This window comes from Bradyrhizobium sp. (genome assembly GCF_017881085.1).
GTDB lineage: Bacteria > Pseudomonadota > Alphaproteobacteria > Rhizobiales > Xanthobacteraceae > Bradyrhizobium.
On the sequence record NZ_JADGRI010000068.1, the window covers coordinates 1 to 18,874 of the forward strand.

Annotated in this window: 26 protein-coding genes and 1 pseudogene; 12 read left to right on the forward strand and 15 right to left on the reverse strand. The window is 62.0% G+C overall.

Translation table 11 applies throughout. The features are described 5' to 3' along the window. The 3 genes and pseudogenes from QZ213_RS09045 to QZ213_RS09055 form a co-directional block, all read left to right on the forward strand. The coding region (locus QZ213_RS09045) for an NADP-dependent isocitrate dehydrogenase (RefSeq protein ID WP_291685724.1) at nt 1-874 on the forward strand (874 nt) is incomplete at its 5' end. 78 nt (nt 875-952) lie between these two features. After that, nucleotides 953-1,462 carry a DUF3455 domain-containing protein gene (locus QZ213_RS09050; protein ID WP_291685725.1) on the forward strand — a complete coding sequence of 170 codons (510 nt, stop codon included), beginning with the start codon at nt 953-955 and terminating at the stop codon, nt 1,460-1,462. An 8-nt stretch (nt 1,463-1,470) separates the two neighbouring features. Further along, a pseudogene (locus tag QZ213_RS09055) lies at nt 1,471-1,658 on the forward strand (DUF3303 family protein); the annotation flags it as partial. Between the two features lie 285 nt (nt 1,659-1,943). On the opposite strand, the gene QZ213_RS09060 reads toward QZ213_RS09055, so the two are convergent. From QZ213_RS09060 to QZ213_RS09085, 6 genes are all read right to left on the reverse strand, one after another. Beyond that, the gene (locus QZ213_RS09060) at nt 1,944-2,222 is read right to left on the reverse strand and encodes a hypothetical protein (RefSeq protein WP_291685727.1); all 279 of its coding nucleotides are present in this window, start codon (nt 2,220-2,222) and stop codon (nt 1,944-1,946) included. A gap of 68 nt (nt 2,223-2,290) precedes the next feature. Further along, nucleotides 2,291-2,425: a hypothetical protein gene (locus QZ213_RS09065; RefSeq protein WP_283807551.1), complete on the reverse strand. Its 135-nt coding sequence runs from the start codon at nt 2,423-2,425 to the stop codon at nt 2,291-2,293. A gap of 44 nt (nt 2,426-2,469) precedes the next feature. Then, the gene (locus QZ213_RS09070; RefSeq protein ID WP_291685728.1) at nt 2,470-2,718 is read right to left on the reverse strand and encodes a hypothetical protein; all 249 of its coding nucleotides are present in this window, start codon (nt 2,716-2,718) and stop codon (nt 2,470-2,472) included. A gap of 160 nt (nt 2,719-2,878) precedes the next feature. Then, a complete protein-coding gene (locus QZ213_RS09075) occupies nt 2,879-4,177 on the reverse strand; it encodes a glycoside hydrolase family 130 protein (RefSeq protein ID WP_291685729.1) in 1,299 nt (432 codons plus the stop codon). Between the two features lie 33 nt (nt 4,178-4,210). Beyond that, a complete protein-coding gene (locus tag QZ213_RS09080) occupies nt 4,211-6,496 on the reverse strand; it encodes a glycosyltransferase (RefSeq protein WP_291685730.1) in 2,286 nt (761 codons plus the stop codon). Then, the gene (locus QZ213_RS09085) at nt 6,493-7,428 is read right to left on the reverse strand and encodes a class I mannose-6-phosphate isomerase (protein WP_291685748.1); all 936 of its coding nucleotides are present in this window, start codon (nt 7,426-7,428) and stop codon (nt 6,493-6,495) included. Before QZ213_RS09085 ends, QZ213_RS09080 begins: the two co-directional genes overlap by 4 nt. A 621-nt stretch (nt 7,429-8,049) precedes the next feature. On the opposite strand from QZ213_RS09085, the gene QZ213_RS09090 reads away from it, so the two are divergent. Next, nucleotides 8,050-8,277 (forward strand): hypothetical protein, encoded by a 228-nt coding sequence (locus QZ213_RS09090; RefSeq protein WP_291685731.1) that lies wholly within the window; start codon nt 8,050-8,052, stop codon nt 8,275-8,277. A gap of 278 nt (nt 8,278-8,555) precedes the next feature. On the opposite strand, the gene QZ213_RS09100 is transcribed toward QZ213_RS09090, so the two are convergent. After that, nucleotides 8,556-8,735, reverse strand: coding sequence for a hypothetical protein (locus QZ213_RS09100; RefSeq protein WP_291685733.1), 180 nt, complete (start codon nt 8,733-8,735; stop codon nt 8,556-8,558). Between the two features lie 54 nt (nt 8,736-8,789). Further along, nucleotides 8,790-9,026, reverse strand: coding sequence for a hypothetical protein (locus QZ213_RS09105; RefSeq protein ID WP_291685734.1), 237 nt, complete (start codon nt 9,024-9,026; stop codon nt 8,790-8,792). 346 nt (nt 9,027-9,372) lie between these two features. Here QZ213_RS09105 and QZ213_RS09110 point away from each other — a divergent pair, with 346 nt between their 5' ends. Further along, the gene (locus QZ213_RS09110; protein ID WP_291685749.1) at nt 9,373-9,558 is read left to right on the forward strand and encodes a DUF465 domain-containing protein; all 186 of its coding nucleotides are present in this window, start codon (nt 9,373-9,375) and stop codon (nt 9,556-9,558) included. Nucleotides 9,559-9,666: 108 nt separating this feature from the next. On the opposite strand, the gene QZ213_RS09115 is transcribed toward QZ213_RS09110, so the two are convergent. The 3 genes from QZ213_RS09115 to QZ213_RS27155 form a co-directional block, all read right to left on the reverse strand. Further along, entirely contained in the window at nt 9,667-9,927 is a 261-nt protein-coding gene (locus QZ213_RS09115; protein ID WP_291685735.1) for a hypothetical protein, read from the reverse strand. A gap of 144 nt (nt 9,928-10,071) precedes the next feature. Next, nucleotides 10,072-10,302 carry a PRC-barrel domain-containing protein gene (locus tag QZ213_RS09120; RefSeq protein WP_291685750.1) on the reverse strand — a complete coding sequence of 77 codons (231 nt, stop codon included), beginning with the start codon at nt 10,300-10,302 and terminating at the stop codon, nt 10,072-10,074. Nucleotides 10,303-10,531: 229 nt separating this feature from the next. Further along, on the reverse strand, nt 10,532-10,960 hold the full coding sequence (locus tag QZ213_RS27155; RefSeq protein WP_365885053.1) for a DUF1488 domain-containing protein: 429 nt from the start codon (nt 10,958-10,960) through the stop codon (nt 10,532-10,534). Nucleotides 10,961-11,184: 224 nt separating this feature from the next. Between QZ213_RS27155 and QZ213_RS09130 the strand changes: the two genes are divergently transcribed. From QZ213_RS09130 to QZ213_RS09140, 3 genes are all read left to right on the forward strand, one after another. Then, nucleotides 11,185-11,406, forward strand: a complete 222-nt coding sequence (locus QZ213_RS09130; protein ID WP_291685737.1) for a hypothetical protein — start codon at nt 11,185-11,187, stop codon at nt 11,404-11,406. 69 nt (nt 11,407-11,475) lie between these two features. Then, nucleotides 11,476-12,072, forward strand: a complete 597-nt coding sequence (locus QZ213_RS09135) for a response regulator (RefSeq protein ID WP_291685738.1) — start codon at nt 11,476-11,478, stop codon at nt 12,070-12,072. Between the two features lie 107 nt (nt 12,073-12,179). Next, nucleotides 12,180-12,971: a sensor histidine kinase gene (locus tag QZ213_RS09140; RefSeq protein ID WP_291685739.1), complete on the forward strand. Its 792-nt coding sequence runs from the start codon at nt 12,180-12,182 to the stop codon at nt 12,969-12,971. A gap of 87 nt (nt 12,972-13,058) precedes the next feature. On the opposite strand, the gene QZ213_RS09145 is transcribed toward QZ213_RS09140, so the two are convergent. Further along, nucleotides 13,059-13,250: a hypothetical protein gene (locus QZ213_RS09145; RefSeq protein WP_291685740.1), complete on the reverse strand. Its 192-nt coding sequence runs from the start codon at nt 13,248-13,250 to the stop codon at nt 13,059-13,061. Between the two features lie 330 nt (nt 13,251-13,580). Further along, nucleotides 13,581-14,387 (reverse strand): transglutaminase family protein, encoded by an 807-nt coding sequence (locus QZ213_RS09150; RefSeq protein ID WP_291685741.1) that lies wholly within the window; start codon nt 14,385-14,387, stop codon nt 13,581-13,583. A gap of 68 nt (nt 14,388-14,455) precedes the next feature. Between QZ213_RS09150 and QZ213_RS09155 the strand changes: the two genes are divergently transcribed. From QZ213_RS09155 to QZ213_RS09170, 4 genes are all read left to right on the forward strand, one after another. Then, nucleotides 14,456-14,638 (forward strand): hypothetical protein, encoded by a 183-nt coding sequence (locus QZ213_RS09155; protein WP_291685742.1) that lies wholly within the window; start codon nt 14,456-14,458, stop codon nt 14,636-14,638. Next, complete coding sequence (locus QZ213_RS09160) at nt 14,631-14,927, forward strand: hypothetical protein (protein ID WP_291685743.1); 297 nt, start codon at nt 14,631-14,633, stop codon at nt 14,925-14,927. The genes QZ213_RS09155 and QZ213_RS09160 overlap by 8 nt, the downstream gene beginning before the upstream one ends. A gap of 85 nt (nt 14,928-15,012) precedes the next feature. Beyond that, complete coding sequence (locus tag QZ213_RS09165) at nt 15,013-15,207, forward strand: hypothetical protein (RefSeq protein WP_291685744.1); 195 nt, start codon at nt 15,013-15,015, stop codon at nt 15,205-15,207. An 11-nt stretch (nt 15,208-15,218) separates the two neighbouring features. Further along, complete coding sequence (locus QZ213_RS09170; RefSeq protein WP_291685745.1) at nt 15,219-15,449, forward strand: hypothetical protein; 231 nt, start codon at nt 15,219-15,221, stop codon at nt 15,447-15,449. A 20-nt stretch (nt 15,450-15,469) separates the two neighbouring features. On the opposite strand, the gene QZ213_RS09175 is transcribed toward QZ213_RS09170, so the two are convergent. Both QZ213_RS09175 and alaS read right to left on the reverse strand, forming a co-directional pair. After that, entirely contained in the window at nt 15,470-16,723 is a 1,254-nt protein-coding gene (locus QZ213_RS09175; RefSeq protein ID WP_291685746.1) for a cyclic nucleotide-gated ion channel, read from the reverse strand. 140 nt (nt 16,724-16,863) lie between these two features. After that, nucleotides 16,864-18,874: alanine--tRNA ligase (gene alaS / locus QZ213_RS09180; RefSeq protein WP_291685747.1), on the reverse strand; the 2,011-nt coding region annotated here is incomplete at its 5' end.

Below are 18,874 nucleotides of genomic sequence, written 5' to 3' on the forward strand. Positions count from 1 at the left end.
CAAGAACGTGCCGCGGCTGGTGCCGGGCTGGACCAAGCCGATCATCATCGGCCGCCACGCCTTCGGCGACCAGTACCGCGCCACCGACTTCAAGTTTCCCGGCAAGGGCATCCTGACGATGAAATTCGTCGGCGACGACGGCAAGGTGATCGAGCGCGAGGTCTACAAATCCCCGAGCGCCGGCGTCGCGCTCGCGATGTACAATCTCGACGATTCCATCGCCGATTTCGCCCGCGCCTCGCTCAACATGGGCCTCACCAAAGGCTACTCGGTCTATCTTTCGACCAAGAACACCATCCTCAAGGTCTATGACGGACGCTTCAAGGACATCTTCCAGGATATTTTCGACAAGGAGTTCAAGTCCCAGTTCGATGCCAAGAAGATCACCTACGAACACCGCCTGATCGACGACATGGTCGCTGCGGCGATGAAGTGGTCGGGCGGTTACGTCTGGGCCTGCAAGAACTACGACGGCGACGTGCAGTCCGACACCATCGCGCAGGGCTACGGCTCGCTCGGCCTGATGACTTCGGTTCTGATGACCCCGGACGGCAAGACGGTCGAAGCCGAAGCCGCCCACGGCACGGTGACACGCCACTACCGCGAGCACCAGAAGGGCAAGGAGACCTCGACCAACTCGATCGCCTCGATCTTCGCCTGGACGCGCGGGCTGTCGCACCGCGCCAAGCTCGACAACAATGCGGAGCTCGAGAAGTTCTCTGCGACCCTTGAGAGGGTCTGCGTCGAGACCGTCGAGGCCGGCTTCATGACCAAGGATCTCGCGCTCCTGGTCGGCGCCGAACAGCGGTGGCTCTCCACCACCGGCTTCCTCGACAAGGTCGCGGAAAACCTGACCAAGGCGATGACCGCGTAACCGACCTGACGCGAAGAATGAGATGAACCGCAATTGCGAGCCCCCGCTCGCGGTGACAACAGACTTGGAAAGTGTGCCATGCCATTCCCAAAGACGACAACTCTGGCGTTGCTCCTGCTCTCGGGCTTGCTCGGGAACGCGACGGCCGCCGATACGCCGCTTCCCGATGCCATCGCGGCGCCGGGAGAGGCGATCGTACTCACCGCGCACGTCGAAGGCGCGCAGGTCTATGAATGCAAAGCGGGCGCCGACGGCAAGCCGGCCTGGGCGTTCCGCGAGCCGATCGCGACGCTCTTGGTCGACGGCAAGACCGTCGGCCGGCACTATGCCGGGCCGAGCTGGGAACACAATGATAGCAGCGCCGTCGTCGGCAAGGTCGCCGGCAGCGCTCCCGGCGTGGCGGCGAACGATATTCCCTGGCTGAAGCTCGACGTGGTTTCCCGGCGCGGCAGCGGCATTCTCAGTGGCGCTACGACCGTGCAGCGGATCAACACAAAGGGCGGCAAGCTCGATGGCGCATGCGACCAGCCCGGCTCCTTCCGCAGCGCGCCCTACTCCGCGGACTATGTGTTCCTGCGCAAGGGGTGAGATTGACCATGCTGTTCATGGTGATCGAACGCTTTAAAGACCGCGACCCGATCCCCGTCTACAAGCGCGTGCGCGATGCCGGAATAAACTTTCCCGAGGGACTGAAATATATCAGCAGCTGGATCGAACCCAATTTCGACCGCTGCTTTCAACTGATGAATGCGACGACGCCCGGCTGCTGCAAGAATGGATCCTGAACGCGTTGCGGCGGCGATCAATTCGGCGCGCAGTTCCTGTGCGCGGCGGCCTTCTATGAATTCAGCGGTGCGCGTGATGCCGATGTCAGCGGCCGTCTTGAACAGGCGCTCACGCGCGATCGCGGCACTGGCGTCAAATCGCTGCGTCGCGCGCCTCACGCTGAAGAGGCGACCTGCTGGCTGCACGGCGACGGCCGGTGCCTCTCCCGCCGCGAGATCACGGCAAAACCGATCGGTTAGCAAGCAGGGAAGCCGCCTGCCCCGCAACCGCGTTTACGCCTGGTTCAACAACCGCGACAGATGTTCTTCAGCTTGGCGGTGGTTCGGGCATCTTCCTCGAGGAACGGGTCCTTGTATGCGGCTCGCGAGACGTCGTTTTCGACAATAGCGGGCTTTTGTAGTTTCGGAGGAGACGCCGCATCGTAACAAGCCAGCCGCCCGCTGGTGTTTTCGATGGCCCGGCATTCCGGTTCCTTGGCGGAAGCGCTTTGCGTGAATGCGCAGAGCGCCAACAATGCGAGAGTCGATTTCATCCGGTTTCCTTTGCGGGCGACATTACCCACCGCCTTTCCGCAATCGAAACGGGCCGGGTCCACGAGTTGACGGACCGATGACGTCCGCTATCGCGCCGCTACTTCTTCTTGCCGGAACCAAAGCTCGGCTGCCATCCCGCGGTCTTTTGGCTTGGCGCGGCGGCGATGGTCTTGATCTTCTCTTTTTTCGGTTTCTTTGATTCCCGATTACCTTTTTGTTCGCCCTTGGCCATGCAGATCTCCCAACGTTCGATGATGCAGATTGAACAGAGTATTTTCACATCGATGCGTAGCGCACCGCTGTCTTGATCGCGCCGTCGATCTCGTCCGCCAGCTCGGCTTCGCCGATTTCGTGAAGAACGGAGGCCATCGTCGATGCCTGCACCGCACTCATGGAGAGCGGCTCTCCCGTTTCGTAGTTGAACTTGATGCGCCAAATTCCTCCGGGGTTGCGGTGCGGCTCGATCAGCACCACCGGAAGATTGGGCAGCCCGTTCTCGAAAAGCAGTGCGGATAGCGTCGGCATCGCTGCACCAGATTGACTTCGTGAGGCGCAAGGAGCGCTCGGTTCAGGAGCTTTGAAAGCGCGCGTGCGGCGCAATATGTCCCGCATTAAGTTACTCTGCGCCCTTTGCCGGCCAATAGCCATGCATTAGTTGAGATCTATCGCTGCAGCGAGATGGCCATCAATCCTTCATCGACTGCATCAGCGCCGAAATCTTGATGGTCGCGAAGTTGGAGAAGGTGTCCGACACCGCGTATGGCAGGATGATCTGGTCGTTGTGCCGCATCGCCCCGCAGGTATAGACCACGTTGGGAACGTATCCTTCGCGCTCGGATCGCTCGGGCCGCAACAACGGCTCGCGCGAGCGCGCCAGCACCTTGGACGGATCGCTCTTGTCGAGCAGCGCCGCGCCGATCGAGTATTTGCGGACCGGGCCGACGCCGTGCGTCAGCAGCAGCCAGCCTTCATCGAGTTCGATCGGCGACCCGCAATTGCCGATCTGGACGAACTCCCAGGGAAATTCCGGCTTGAGAACGGCCTGGCCGCCGTTCCATGTGTACAGGTCGTCCGAATAGATCAGATACAGGTTCTCATTGTCCTGCCGCGCGATCATGGCGTACTTGCCGTTGATCTTGCGCGGGAACAGCGCCATGCCCTTGTTCTGCGCGGCGTCGCCGCGCAACGGCGCCAGCCAGAACGACATGAAATCGTGGGTCGCGATCAGTTCGGAACGGATCGCCCGCCCGCTATAGGCGGTATAGGTGGCGTAGTAGGTTTTCCGGCCCTCATCGCGAAACTCGACAAACCGTGCATCCTCGATGCCGTTCGACTGGGAATCGGTGACCGGGAAGATGACGCGCTCGCTGAGTTCTTCGTCGGGATTGAAAGTGAGCTCGATATGGTCGCCGTCCGGTGCGGACAGGCGGCGGCTGATCCGGGGGCTGGAGGCCAGGCGTGCGGTCGGATCGACGCTCAGGCTGCCATCGGCTGCGATCGTGCCGGCCCGAAACGTCAGTGACGACACATGCCCTTCGCCGATGGCACGCAGACTGAGAATGAAGCGCAGGCCGCCTTTCGGCGCGTCCGATTGGTCGGGGTGCGGCACGATACTGGGGTTGAACAGGGCCGAGGCCTCGAACGAATATTCGTTGAGGAAATAGGCTCCGATCAGTTGGCGCTGGTCCCTGGAAAAGGTGCCGTGCGCGGCCAGGGCCTGTTCCATGACCTCGGCGCGGGCCTCGAACGTCTCCAGCAGATTGCGGTGTCGGCCCTCGAAATTCTCCAGGACGTCCGCAAGCTGAGCGGCAACCGCTTCGGAATCGAGTGCCAGAACCCGGTCGACGATATGATTGGCCCGCGTCTTGTCGGTCGGGTTGAGATCGCGCGGTTCGGTGGCCGGCTTGAACGGGCGCACGATGACCCGCGCGGGGTCTGGACGCAGAAAAAACGCCTGCCGGTTCAGGAAGGTGGCTGGTTGCACGGTATCCTCGGTCGCTGGAGCAGAAAGTGACCTTCAGGCCCCCACGGCGCGCAATGCCGTGGGTTTCGTCAGGCCGGCGTTGACGCGCGCAAGCTGACGAATCTCCGCGAGTGCAAGGAGATAGCACACAACTGACTCGCCACCGCGATTTTCATTGGCGCGATCGGGGTGCAGCCCATCGCGGCAACTGCCGGTATGCGGATCGACCAGCGCCACGGACAGATCGTTGCTGCCGAGAAACCACGCGAAAGCGCCGTTGGCGAGGGCCTTCCATTCGGCATCGCCATCCGCCCGCCATGCCGTGAGGCAGGCAGCGATCGTCGCCGTCGCTTCCAGCGGCTGTTGATCGAAGGCGCGGGGTGGTTGCCGCTGTTCGCCGAAGCCGGCGCTGCCGACGGGGCGGAAATGACCCGCCGAATTCGTCTGTTGCGTCATCAGCCAGCGCAAGGACCTCAAGCCAGCATCGACATAATCAGGTGTTTTCGTCGCCATGCCTGCCATCATCAAGGCCTGCGGCAGGCGCGCGTTGTCGTAGGCCAGCCCTTCCTCGAACCACACCCAGTCCGGCGCCTCGACCGCCGCGAGAGCGGACATCAACCTGTCGGCAAGGGAATGCCGGACTTCCCTCGCGTAGAGGTCATCCGGAGCTACGGCGCAATAAGCGTCCAGACCCAATAGCGTGAACGCCCACGCCCGGGGCGAGCGAAACGCAGCCGCGGTCGGCAATGCCTGGGCGAACAATGCGGCAGCCCACCGGCGCCGCGACGGGCTTGCGTCTCTGCGCGCGGCCTCGCCCAAGGCCCAAAGCGTTCGCCCGTGACTGTCTTCGGAGCCACTGTCTTCAAGCCAGGTTCGGTTGAAGCCCATGAAGTTGCGGAACCGGCCGGTGTCGGGATTCCAGGCATGCTGCACGAAAGACGCGAAGCGGGACGTCAATATCTCCGACAGCGGCTGTTCGCCCGGACCGTTGAGAGCGCAGGCCAGCAGCAATGCGCGGGCATTGTCGTCGACGCAATAACCGTGCGAGCGATCGGGCACCGAATGTACGGCGTGCTGGAACAGGCCGATATCGTCGCACATCGACAGGAAATGGCCGATTTGCATGTCGGGCGCCGCGGGGCTGCGCGGCTCCGGCGGGCTCGCGTCGGAGCGCGCAATGACCTTGAGCCAGTGCCCCTGGCGCGCATGCTCGAAGGCCGACATATAACGCTCGGCTGTGCGTTCCCATGTCATCGTTCGGCTGACCGCATAGGCGCGCTTGCACAGCGCTTGCCGGCGCGCGTCGTCGGTGAGCAATTCCGCGATCTCGTGGCCGATCGCGGCCGCGTCGCCGAAAGGCACCAGAATGCCGCGGCCATCGGCCAGCAGTTCGTTGGCGTGCCAGTACGGCGTCGAGACGACAGGCTTGCCGAGCCCGAAGCTGTAGGCCAGCGTTCCCGACGTCATCTGCGCCTCGTTGAGATAGGGCGTGACATAGACATCGCACATCGAGATGAATTCGAGCAGCGTGGCCTGATCGACGAACTGGCCGAGAAACACCACGTGGTCTTCGACGCCGAGTTCGCGCACCCGCGCCATCAGGCTCTCGCGATAGGCCTCGCCCTGATCCCGGACCAGATTGGGATGCGTTGCGCCGAGCACGACATAGACCGCATCCTGGCGGCGTTCCAGAATCGACGGCATGGCGTCGATCACGACTTCGATGCCCTTGTTGGGGGACAGCAGGCCGAATGTCAGAATGACCGACTTGCCGGCAAATCCGAGCCTGGCCTTCGCCGCATCGGGCGCGACAAACGCGACGTCCGGAATGCCGTGGGCTATCACCTCGATCTTGTCGTCCGGCACCCGGTAGACGCTGCGCAGCAACTCCCTGCCCTTGTCGGCCATCACGACGACCTTCGACGAGGCGTCGACAATGCGATCCATCACGCCGCGCTGCGCCGCCGTCGGATCGGCCAGCACGGTATGGAACGTCGTCACCACGGGCATCGTGAGACGCGACAACAACACGAGGATGTGGGCGCCGGCTTCGCCCCCGAAAATTCCGAATTCGTGCTGAAGGCACACGGTGTCGAACCGGCCGGCGTTCAGGAAATCCGCCGCACGCGCGTACTCCTCGATATTGCCGTCCTCGATCTGGAAAGCGACCGCCGGAGGATAATCGTAGGCTTGACCGTGATCGGTCATCGCCACGATGCAGGTCTCCAGATTCGGTCGTGAAGTCGATATCGCCTGCTGCAGGTCGGTCGTAAAGGTCGCGATCCCGCAGCGGCGGGGCAGCGAATTGCCGATAACGGCGATGCGGCGGAGCGGCGTCATGTCTGTACCTCGGCACTCTCGTTCGGCTTCGGCGAGCCGATGATGGACGTGCCGACGGATGTGGTCATTTGTTCTTCGGATTCCCCGAGCAACGACATCGTTGGATCCGGTCCCGGATAGGCGATCAGGCCGCTCATCCCGTCGGGCCCGACTTCAATGTCGGCCCGGTCCGCTTCGGCAAAGACGGCATCGCCGACCGAGGCGCCGATGGAGCCGATACGTGCGCGTCCTTCCATCACCATGAGCCAGGTTTCCCGCTTCGCATCGAGCGACCATCGGGAATTCGCCGGAAGATCGATCCGCTCGAGCACGAAATACGGATTCGCAGTCAGGACTGTCCGCGCCGCCGTGAGACGCCGCGGCTCGGCCTGGGCGCGTGCCGGCCCCGCATCGGAGACGGCGACGGCGCTGTCTTCATGCAGTTCGCGCTTCCGGCCATAGTCGAACAGACGGAATGTCGCGTCGCTGTGTTGCTGTATCTCGGCGAGCACGATACCGGCGCCGATGGCGTGGATCGTGCCGGCGGGGACGAAGATGATGTCGCCTTTCTTGACGGAACGCCATTGGGCAAGAGAGGCGATCGAGCCGTCCCTGATCGCGGCGCGCAATTCCTGTGTCGTGAGCTGCCGCTTCAGTCCCAGCGCAACCCGCGCATCCGGCGTTGCCGACAGGATATACCACGCTTCGGTCTTGCCGTTCGGCAGACCGACGGAACGCGCAAATGCATCGTCGGGATGAACCTGGATCGACAACGGCTCGCTGGTGAAAAGTAACTTGAACAGCAAGGCCGGGTCTGGCGCGTTCTTGTCGGCGCGCCGGAACCACAGTTCTCCGACGGCATCGCCTGAGCCGTCAATGCCGCTCCAGGGATGGAGATCAGCAACCCCCCAAGGCTTGCGCGCAACCTGCACGGAGGCATGTTCGATGGCCATAGGCTCTCCTGACCGATTACGTGCATATCGAGAATATGCCGTTGGTCTGTTCCGCTCATCGGATTTGGCGTGGCTAAGGCGTCGCGTTTCGGGAGGCGCGCTGCTGCCGCGGTCCCATTGCGCTACTTGAAGATGGCTACTGCGGAACCCGATAACAAGCTCTCCCGCATCCCAGAGGCCTGCTAACCTAAGCGATTGCCCAGCCGCCCAAGCTTCAGGCAGCATACGGCGGGGACGCGCGATGTCCCACTTTAGGGCAGGACTAGGCCCGATTCTTTCTGTCTCCAGCGGGGTTTAATTCCCTCGCGGGCATCCCCACATAGTGAACATGGCTCACTGGCAAGCATCTATCACGCGGGCGCCCCCGAAGACGAAGGCAGAGTTGCGCCAAATGCTCACCGAGGCGGTCCGCAATACGCAAGCTGGCGAGGCCGATGGGGCGGAACAGCCGCCGAAGGCCAAGAAAGACCGCGGCTAGGTCGTACCCACTCCGTTGCTTAGCCTGACAATCCAAAGGCCGGACCGGCCTGTTCCGTGAGCATGATCTAAATCAACGCGAGCGCTATCGAGACTGTCGTAGAATTCCCATGGCAGGCTGGAAGCCATTTGAAGGGGCCTCCGATGAAAAAGCCAGTTCGCGTTATCGACGAGTCAGGACCGGAGAAGGCAACGCGAGCCGACAGGCCTCCTGCGGAAGGCTTCGTGGTGGTTGTCGATGGCCACTTCAAGTCAGAGTTTGACACCGCCGAGGCTGCCGAAGCATCGGGCCAAAAGCTCAAATCGACTTATCCGATGCTCCAGATCCAAATCTACGACGCCGCAACAAAGGTCCGCACGTTATTGGCCTAAGAAGCAAGGTGGCATATGAATGATCTGTCCAGGGAGTTTGAGCTCTTGTTGGGTCACGCCGCGTTCAAGCTGTGGCCGGAGCTGCCGCGGGACATGCAGGAAACGCTCTTTGAGGCTGCCGTTCCTGACAACCCTCTCCTGAGATACAGCTTCGCTGTGTTTCTTCATGCTCATCATCCGAGAACTGCGCATCCCCCCAGGCCGCCGCTCTCGGAAAATCAGCAGGCACCGTAGCTCGAGCGCTTCACGCGGGTTTTCACTCCGAGTCGCACGGGCGGTCACGCAATGACCCATCGTCCGCTGTGAATATCGAATTTCACTACGCCTTCGTCACGCATCTTCAACAAGAGCGCCTGGCAAACTTCCTCATTCGCGACATTGGCGCGTCTCATGATCTCGCGCACATTGAGCGCCTTCTGGCGAAGTGAGCTCAGGATGTTTTCCCGATCATTCAGCATGGCTATTCCCCTCCGAGCCGACAATGTCCGATATGTTCACCATCGAACGGGCCGTTAGACCATCACGAGTTTGATCTCGCCGTCTACCATGGCTCCCGCCGCGAGAGCATCGCGCGCCATCTTTTCGATGATCGACCAATTTGTAAGAAGGTACTTCTGCGCCTGCACCTTCGTTGGGAGCTTGGTTTGCAGAATGCAGCGCTGCCGCTGGTTACCATCCGCGATCTGAAAGGTTATCGATTGCGGTCCCTCACTGATTTCCTGTTCGGTAGGTTTTGCAAGTTTCCGCATAGGTCGTTCCTTTATGAAGCGCTGGTAATACCAGGACTATTGGTGTGAATCACCTAATAGCGTCTCGGTGCGGCTTTACTAAGACGCCCGGCGCATGGCGGTAACAAGCGCGAACACAGCGCCTCGCATCCTTGATCCAAATCAAGAGATCTTGCGAGATTTCGTGTTTGACTAAAGCTGAACGCTTCGCAAGCAAGCGAACCAGTTTCCAGCATTAAATTCAGAGGAGACGTTTTGGGGCAGCGTTGCGCGCGCTGAGGCTGCGGCTTGCGCGCTTATCGGCCTGACTCGTTGTGAGCGGCATGGATCTCGCTCCCAACGGCAAGATTTGGAGAATATCGTGGCGATGAATATCGACATTCGCTATCTCGAACAGCGGTACCTGGCGCTCGAGAATGAAATCGCGCATGCCTTGCTTCTCGGCCCTGCCGATGACCTGAGGGTCGCCGACCTCAAATACCGCAAGTTCACTATCGCGGACGAGATCGAACAGCACCATCTCGCCGTGCAGCGCTCCGAACTCGTCGATTGATATTGGTTGACGATGTAGCCCGTCAATAAATTGAGGTTGCAGCAGCCCACCTGTCCGGCGCCAGGGCGGGTCCAGCGGACCCACCCCCTATATCGACGCCCTCGGCTATTACTTGCAAGTCTTGTCAGCCTTCAAGGCTGTCTCGGCTGATGCCTTCGTGCCGTGCGCTGCACCGACCACCTTCATGCTGCCGCCGGCAGCAGGCTGTGCTTCGACGATCTGACATTTCATCGTCGCAGTATCCTGAGCGAGGTAGAACGAGCTCGCAGTTGACGGCGGCGCCTGACCGACAGTCTTGGCCGGTTCAGCTGCGAAAGAAGGCGCTGCGAATGCGAGTGTAGCGACCGTTGCTAAGAGAATCTTCTTCATGGTGTCTACCAGTTGTCGCGCGTTCAGTATTGAACACAGGGCAAATGGGAACGGTCGACAAAAGTTCCGCCGACAATGGATTTGTTTTTTGCGTACCGACCGACGATCGTAGTCTCTTCCACTGAGAGGATCACGCTTGGCACTCTAGAGTGCCCCGTGGCTTTCGGGGCCCTGCTGCATTTTTATGGTCGAGATTGGCCACTTTCCATCGTGCCCCTTGATGGAGATTCGCAGGCCGTGAAGCTCATCCAGCCAGATACTCTCGACCGTTCCGGCTTTCCCGTCCGTGAGAACGACGGCTTTTCCGACGAGCGCAGACTGCGCGTCCCCGAGCGCGGTGAGTATCGTCGATGCGTGGAGCTTTACAGTTGTCATGGTGTCCCCAAAGGCGGTCGACAGATGCGAGACGGCGCGGTCGTGTTGGATTCGAAAGGTGCGCAAGTCGTGGCGCGGACGGGGCAAACGAGTGTCATGCCGGCGCGGCGAAACCCCGTCGCGACGCGCTCGGCCGCCGATGCGAATCTCCACTCGAAGGATCTCGCTACTGCCGTGGATTTGCGCTTGCGCGACCAGACGCACGATGCATCGAGCGCACGCGCTGGCGCTAGAAATTCGCGGCAACCAGATTATAGGAGCCCCTGCTCCCTCGAACATAAATTCTGGCGGCAGCGGCACAGATCAAATCACGATTGCAGTCGAACGCGTTCAAGAACCCGGACGCATCGGGGTGGGCATCCGGTTGAATTCGCCTCAACGCATCTTCGTCTATGAAAAATGAGGCCTCAATGGCGCTGTCGTGCCCCCAGAATCTCACGGCGCGCCGCGTCTGGTCATACGAACGACTGTGATTTGGGAAGTCAATCACGCGATCGTCCCTGATCCCATCGTCGCCGGTCCGCGTCCGCTGGTATCGGGATTGGAATGAGCCGATCCTCAATGTTGAACAATCGTCGCAAGGCTCGCTCCGCCACCGCGACGATCTGGCCGTGAATTTGAACCAGCGATTTGATGCGTTCAGCCCACGACGGTTCACTGCGGTGGAGGTTCAACGGAAATTTTCTGCTCATAGGTCAACCTCGCTGACATGCACTCACGTGCCTCTGTCATGCTAAGATAGGTGCTAATTCCGCTTTTGCGAGCCGTGGGGGAGCGGTGCCATCGCTGCGGGAAGTCAGCGATTATCTGAAAAGCGGAACCGATCGGCCGACGGAACATTGGCTCGTCGCCGCGATCGCGCGGCGTCAAGGAGATCATGAAATGAAACGTTTGTTGCTGATCGGCGTCGCCGCCTGCGCATTCGCGGCAATGCCGATTCTGTCCGCCTCGGCGATGCCGCGGGCGACGGCAGACACACTGGTTGGAGATAACGATAGTTCGGTTATTCTGGTCCATGGCCATGGCCATGGGCACGGCCATCTGGGCCATGGCGGCCGCGGGCATCACTATGGTTGGGGCAGAGGCCGCCATCACGGCTGGTGATTCCCCAACAGGCCGGACAAGCCGGACCGCGTTTCCTGGAAGCCGCCACGCTTGGCGGCTTCTTCATTCATGACTGCACCCCAGCCGGAAATCCCGGTTCGGGAGGGACTCGCTGCCTTAATTAATCGATTCCGCTGCTTTCGCAGAGACTCGCCGCGATATTCCATTATTGTTAAGGCAATCGGGATCAAATGCACGCCGGTATCCTTGTCTCCGTGTCCGCTTCCATTCTCCGAGCCATGGTACGGACTGATATTCACCGGTCACCTTCGAAATGCCGTCATGATGATGCTGGATCACCCCGTTGTTCCCACAGTCGTTCTCGTCGTCGAAGACGAGATGCTGCTGCGCATGCGTGCGGTCGATATGGTGGAGGATGCCGGCTTTACGCCGGTCGAAGCTGTCGATGCCGACGAAGCTGTGGCCATCCTTGAATCACGTTCGGATATCGCGCTGCTTTTCACCGATATCCAGATGCCGGGCAGTATGGACGGTCTGAAGCTCGCGCACACCGTCCACGAGCGCTGGCCGCCGATCAAGATCATCCTGGTGTCCGGACAGGTGAAGCCGGGAAACGATATTCCGGCCGATAGCCGCTTTTTCGGCAAGCCGCTCGAGGCCAGGGAAATGATTGCCGAAATCCAGAATATGATCGGCCACGCCTGAAACCGGCATTTTCAGGCTGAAAATCACCATAATCGACCGATTGCGGCAGAAACCAAGGCCGCGAAAGATGTATGAGCGGAAGCCGACATAAGGTGATATGGTCAGCAATGCTTGAAACCGACCAGCACCAGTACGACCGCGTTTCGAGCGGCGGCGCAGCGCCTCCGCAGGAGTTTTTGGCTGCGGAGAACATCAGCCTTCGGCTGCTGCTCGCGCAGGCCGAAATCAATGCGAGGAGCTTGCTCGCCCAGGCCGGTATTGACGCGAAGGAGCGCGAGGCGGCCGACAAACTTCAGAAGCTGATCCTCGAAGAACTGCACCACCGCATCAAGAATACGCTCGCGACGGTCAGCGCCATTGCCTCCCAAAGCTTGCGCAGCGTGCCGGGCGCCGAACACGCGCAGCACGCCATCGAAGGCCGCTTGCTGGCGCTGGGGCGAGCCCACGACCTTCTCCTGCAGGCAAGGTGGACGAGCGCGGATCTCGAGAAGATCGTTCGCGGCGCCACCGAAGCCTTCGATAATCCCGACACGCCCAGGTTCACCATTGCCGGACCTGACGTCCGGATGACGTCGGGAGCCGTGATCGCGATTGCGATGACCCTCAACGAACTCTGCACCAACACGACGAAATTCGGCGCATTGTCGGTGGCCGCCGGCCGCGTCGATATCGCCTGGACGATCGATCCCAAGACGCAGCGACTTCGCCTGACATGGACTGAGCAGAACGGCCCCGCGGTTCGGACGCCGGAGAAGCGCAGCTTCGGCACGCGTTTGGTCGAGACGCTCGGCAAGCAACTGAAGGGCGACGTTCATCTGGGGTACGAGCCCAGCGGCTTCGTCTATGCCCTCGACGTGCCACTGCTATCCCTGATGGCGATAGCTGCCGATAGCCCTTAGGGATTTCTCCGGGGAACGCCGAAAGCAGCTACCTGCCATCGCGCTCCGACAGCGATCCAGGACGCGGCATCTCTCATGCCGGGAACACTAGCGCTTGGTGAGCCAGGAAGGCCGGGCGCCGGTCCAGGCGGGAAGCGCATCCCATTCCGCCCACCGCATCCGGCGCTCTTCATCACCGACCCTGATAAAGACGAAGGGAGCATCGTCCTGGCCGGTTTTTGAACCAGCGAAAGTCGCCGGAACGCCGTATGCATCCCTGATAATTGCGGTATTTGCCATTCCGGCTCCACTTTCTGTCAAGCGCTCGGATGCTCACTGCCTGATGTCGGCGGCGGTGGACTACCGCTGGATAATGACGGCAGCGGCAATCAGCAGCGCAAAGAAGATCGGCATCAATACCGGCGGCACCAGCCACTCGCGAAGATCGAACTTGCGGGTATCGGGCATCACACCGCCTTCTCTGGATTGAGGCGGGAGCGCAACGCTCTCAGTCACCGATAACAGCCAGGGGGCGCGCGGCGATGTCGGACGTGTAGCAGTGGAATCGCCAAATAGCGAGGCGAATTGCAATCTATCCTGCCGAAGCGTCTGGCTGCCAACTCCGCCGCCTCACACGACCTCGTCAGTCCATACTTTGAAGCTCACGAGCGTGTTCGGTCCGAACGTCTGGGTAATCGGAACATCTGCGGCATCGCGGCCCTGGGCGATCAGGACGCGGCCGATTCGCGGAATGTTGTTGCGCGCATCGAATGTGTACCAGTGGCCGCCGAGATAGGCTTCGAACCAGCCGGCAAAATCTCCCACGCCGTATGGCGGCGGCATGCCGATGTCACCGAGATAGCCGGTGCAATATCGCGCCGGGATGTTCATGCAGCGGCAGAACGCGATGGCGAGGTGCGCGTAGTCGCGGCAGACGCCCTTGCTTTCGTTGAACGCTTCCCACGCCGTCATGGTCGGGCGCGCGTGCTCGTAGCCGAACGCGATGTGGTTGTGAACGAAGTCGCAAATCGCCTGAACCCGCGCCCAGCCCGGCGCTGTCTTCTCAAACAGCTTCCATGCGATATCGGAAAGCCGGTCGGTCTCGCAGTAGCGGCTGCCGAGCAAATAGACGATGGCCTCCGCCGGGAGATCCTCGACCGCATGTTGCGAGGCCGAAGCAACGATCACATCGGGCAGGCCGCTGTCGCGTACCGTGCCGTCGGCAGCCAGCCGCATGCGGCCGGCCGGCGCGACGAGCCGGCTGCACCAGTTGCCGAAGCCGTCGCGGTAGGGCGTGATGGGCACCGAAGGGCTGGTGGTGAGGTAATCGGGCACGATGACGTCGGAAGCGCGCGTAAAGTGCATCCCCAGCACCGCGAGCAAGGGCGTCGGTTGCGGAAAATCGTAGATCATCTCGTAGCCGACTCTGAGCTTCATGCGCCCCCCGATTGAAATTGCCTGTGCCGTTTGCACGCCGCCGGCGATGGTCCGGCGTATTGCCGGAGATGGCTACGAAAGCCGCCGAATACAAGATAAAGTGGCTCTATTTGCCCGATGGCGCTGGATGCGGCGAGAAAGCATTGGCAAATCGGGACGAAAGCGCGCAAGGTAGATGCATGCACACCAATATCGCCGGCGCACAGCTGTCCGATGCGCAGCGCATCAATGCGAGCGCGCTGCGTGACTGAAAAGCCGCTCGATCTCGACAGGCACCGCGGCATGGCGGCGCAAAAGGCGACCGATATCAGACGCATTCAGGCTGATGTCGAGACCAGTGCAAAGGATACGCGCGACCGGCAGGCGGCCGTCGAAAGCCAGCTTCTGTCGGTACCGGCCGCCTCGTGGCTGGAAGCTGCCGCCAAAGCACGCCATGTCCTGAGTCTATACGCCGGAGGGCTTGCTTCGGACGACACCCATCATCGCGACTTGGTGGCGGCCGTCCTTGCGGATTTTTCCCGGCTCTCCGGGCAGAGCTGAACGAACGGCTGTTCGCCGAACAACCGGAAAATTCCACCCCGCGCTCGACAGAAGATCGAACGCTCCATTTGAAAGTTTACACTCCATGCAGAATCTTTCGCCGCGCCACGTCAAGACGGAAGAAGCGCTTTGGCTTGGCGTCGTGTCGGGCTGGTACAGCACAAAAGTGAGCGGAACGTTCGTCTCCGGACCCCACGATTCCGAGGCCGAGTGCCTTCGCAAGATCGCCGAGATCAATCCGCCGCCGGCAAAGGTACGAAAAGTCGTCCACGCGGCGTAAGGGATAGTCCCATGGTGCATGATCCCCAGACCTCGCTGAGCTCCGAGGAATTCACATCCCTGCTTGAAGTCAGCAAGGGTGATGCCCAGAGCGACATTCCCCAATTGCATTGGGAACGCCTGGTTGCTTTGGGATATGCCTTGAGACGGCTTGGCGTGCTTGGGCTGACGGAGGCCGGTATTCGCCGGCTTGCGGTGGGAGATGACCAAAGCCGTCCGTCGACGCCTGCGCCTTCGCAATAAGTAACTCTGCTCGCCCCGGGCTATTTGTGCTCGGCAGGCTGATCGTCGTGCCCGGCCTGGGCGATTTCGGCCGCGGCGAGATCGCCCTTGGCCGCCTCTGCGGTATCGGCAATCCGGGCTTTTGCGGTCCTGTGGACGTGGGCGGCCAGCGCCGGCATGCGCTCGATCAACGCATGGAAATCCTGGGCATCGAGCGCGAGCAGCCGCGTCTTGCGCGTCGCGGTCACCGTGCCGCTGCGCTTGGTTCGGTGCAGCAGCGCGATTTCGCCGAAGAAGGTGCCGTCGGCGAGCCGCACGCGCTGGCTCGGCAGCTCGATTTCGACTTCGCCCGCGGTGATGAAATACATCGAGGAAGCGGCATCGCCGCGCCGCACCAGGATTTCGCCCGATTCGATCGTGCGCGCCCGCAACAGCCGCATGATGTCGGCGATCTCGGTGGCGGAAAGATGCGAGAACAGCGGCACCCGCGCCAGCATGCCCCAGGTGACGACGAAATCCCGCCGCCTGATCTCATCGGCAAAGGCGGTGGAGATGATCGCCACCGGCAGCGCGATCATGGTCAGGCCGCCGACGATGGCGAACACCGACACCAGCTTGCCCAATGGCGTGACTGGAACCACGTCGCCATAGCCGACCGTGCCCAGCGTCACGATCGCCCACCACATCGCCTGCGGAATGGTGCCTAACTTGTCGGGCTGCACGTCGTGCTCGATGGCGTAGAGCAATGAGGCAAACACCAGCACCGCGCCCGCCAAAATGACGAGGCAGCCGACCAGCGTGCGCCGCTCGGCGTGAAGCGCGGCCAGCAGCGAACGCATCGCCGGCGAATAACGCACCAGCTTGAAGAACGGCAGCACGCCCAGCACTGCCAGCATCGCGTGGCCGCCGGCGACCAGCGCGATCGACGCCGGCAGAAAGGCAAGGAGGTCGATGATGCCGAGCGTGGAGAATGCGTATTCGAGTCGGTCCTGCGCCGGCGACAATTTCCGCGGCGAGTGGCCGACCACGCTCCAGAGCCTCGCCAGATATTCCAGCGCAAACACGATCACCGCGCCGACCTTGATGCCGGTCAACAGGGTGCCGAAGCGCGCATCGTATTCCGGCACCGACGCCAGGATCATCGCCAGCACGTCGGTGACGATGATGGCGATGATCAGCCGGACGAAGCGCGAGCCGACCGAATAAGGCAAATGATCGTGCTCGAGCAGTTCGTACAGGCGATCCCGCAAATCGGGGTCGTTCAGCCGCTGCCCTTTGCGCAGAAGAATCGCCACTGCCTGTGTCCGGTTTCCCAAGTTAGCGCGCTTCGCGGTGCCCCCTGACGCGAACGCTGGAATCAGAGAGACAGCCTTTATAGCCCCTCAGGCGGCCCGCGATTTGATGTTCCTCAAGGGTTGCCCACCGCTCGACGGGCCTAAACGCCGGCCATCGCCTTCTCGATCGCCGCGAGCGCGGCGTCCGCCTTGGCACCATCGGGCCCGCCGGCCTGCGCCATGTCGGGACGCCCGCCGCCGCCCTTGCCGCCGAGCGCCTCGGAGGCGATCTTGACCAGATCGACCGCGCTGAAGCGCGCGGTGAGATCGGGTGTGACGCCGACCACGACGCCGGCCTTGCCATCGTCGCCGACATTGATGATCGCAACCACGCCTGAGCCGAGCTGCTTCTTGCCAGCGTCGGCGAGGCTTTTCAGATCCTTCATCTCGATGCCCGAGACACTCTTGGCCATCAGCTTGACGCCCTGGACGTCACGGAAATCGTCCTCGGTGCGGTGCGAACCGGACACGCTCGGGCCGCCGCCCATCGCCAGCTTCTTGCGCGCCTCCGACAGATCGCGCTCGAGCTTCTTGCGCTCTTCCATCAGCGAGGCGATCCGCGCCGGCACCTCTTCGACCGTGGTGCGCAACTCCATGGCCGCGGTCTTGGCGAGCGTCATGGTCTCGTTGGCGTGTTTGCGCGCATGCCGTCCGGTCAAGGCCTCGATGCGGCGAACGCCCGAGGCGACCGCGCTTTCGCCGGTTACCGAGATCAGCCCGATGTCGCCGGTCCGCCTGACATGGGTGCCGCCGCACAATTCCACCGACCAGCCGAACGCGTTCGTGCCGTGCTCGCGCGCGATCTCGCCCATCGACACCACGCGCACCTCGTCGCCGTATTTCTCGCCGAACAACGCCCGCGCCCCGGCTTCCCGGGCATCGTCCACCGCCATCAGCCGCGTGGTGACTTCGTCATTTTCCAGCACCACGTCGTTGGCGATGTCCTCGATGCGGGAGAGCTCATCCGGCGTGATCGGCTTGGGATGGACGAAATCGAAGCGCAGCCGATCGGGCGCCACCAGCGAGCCGCGCTGGGCGATATGATCGCCGAGCACCTGCCGCAAGGCTTCGTGCAAGAGATGCGTCGCCGAGTGATTGGCGCGGATCGACGAACGCCTTGAATGATCGACATCGAGCTGGAGCGCCGTGCCGGGCTTCAGGGTGCCCTGCTCCACGGTGCCGAGATGCACGAAAAGATCGCCGGCCTTCTTCTGGGTATCGGTGACGCGGAAGCGCACGCCCTCGCCGGCCAGCACGCCGGTGTCGCCGACCTGGCCGCCGGACTCCGCATAAAACGGCGTCTGGTTCAGGACGATCGCGCCGGCCTCGCCGGCCTTGAGGGTCTCGACCTCCTTGCCGTCCTTCACGACCGCTCCGACCACGCCTTCGGCGGTTTCCGTCTCGTAGCCCAGAAATTCGGTGGCGCCGAGCTTCTCGCGCAGCGGAAACCAGATGTTCTCGGTGGCGGTATCGCCGGAGCCGGCCCAGGCCGCGCGCGCCTTCTCGCGCTGCCGGTCCATCGCATCGGTGAAGGAGGCGATATCGACGCCGATGCCGCGCGACTTCAGCGCATCCTGGGTGAGATCGAGCGGAAACCCATAGGTGTCGTACAGCGTGAACGCGGTATCGCCGTCGAACATGTCGCCCTTCTTCAAGGAAGCGCTCTTCTCGTCGAGGATCGACAGACCCCGCTCGAGCGTCTTGCGGAAGCGCGTCTCTTCCAGCCGCAGCGTTTCCTCGATCAGGTTTTCCGCGCGCACCAGTTCAGGATAGGCTTGGCCCATTTCGCGCACCAGCGCCCAGACCAGGCGGTGCATCAGCGGGTCGCGCGCGCCGAGCAACTGCGCATGGCGCATCGCGCGGCGCATGATCCGGCGCAGCACATAGCCGCGGCCCTCGTTCGACGGCAGCACGCCGTCGGCGATCAAAAACGACGAGGCGCGAAGGTGGTCGGCGATCACCCGCAGCGAGGCCTTCTGTTGTCCGTGCGGATCGGCGCCGGTGAGTTCGGAAATGGCCCGAATCAAGGCGACGAACAGGTCGATGTCGTAATTGTCATGCTTTCCCTGCAACACCGCGGCGACGCGTTCCAGCCCTGCGCCGGTATCGATC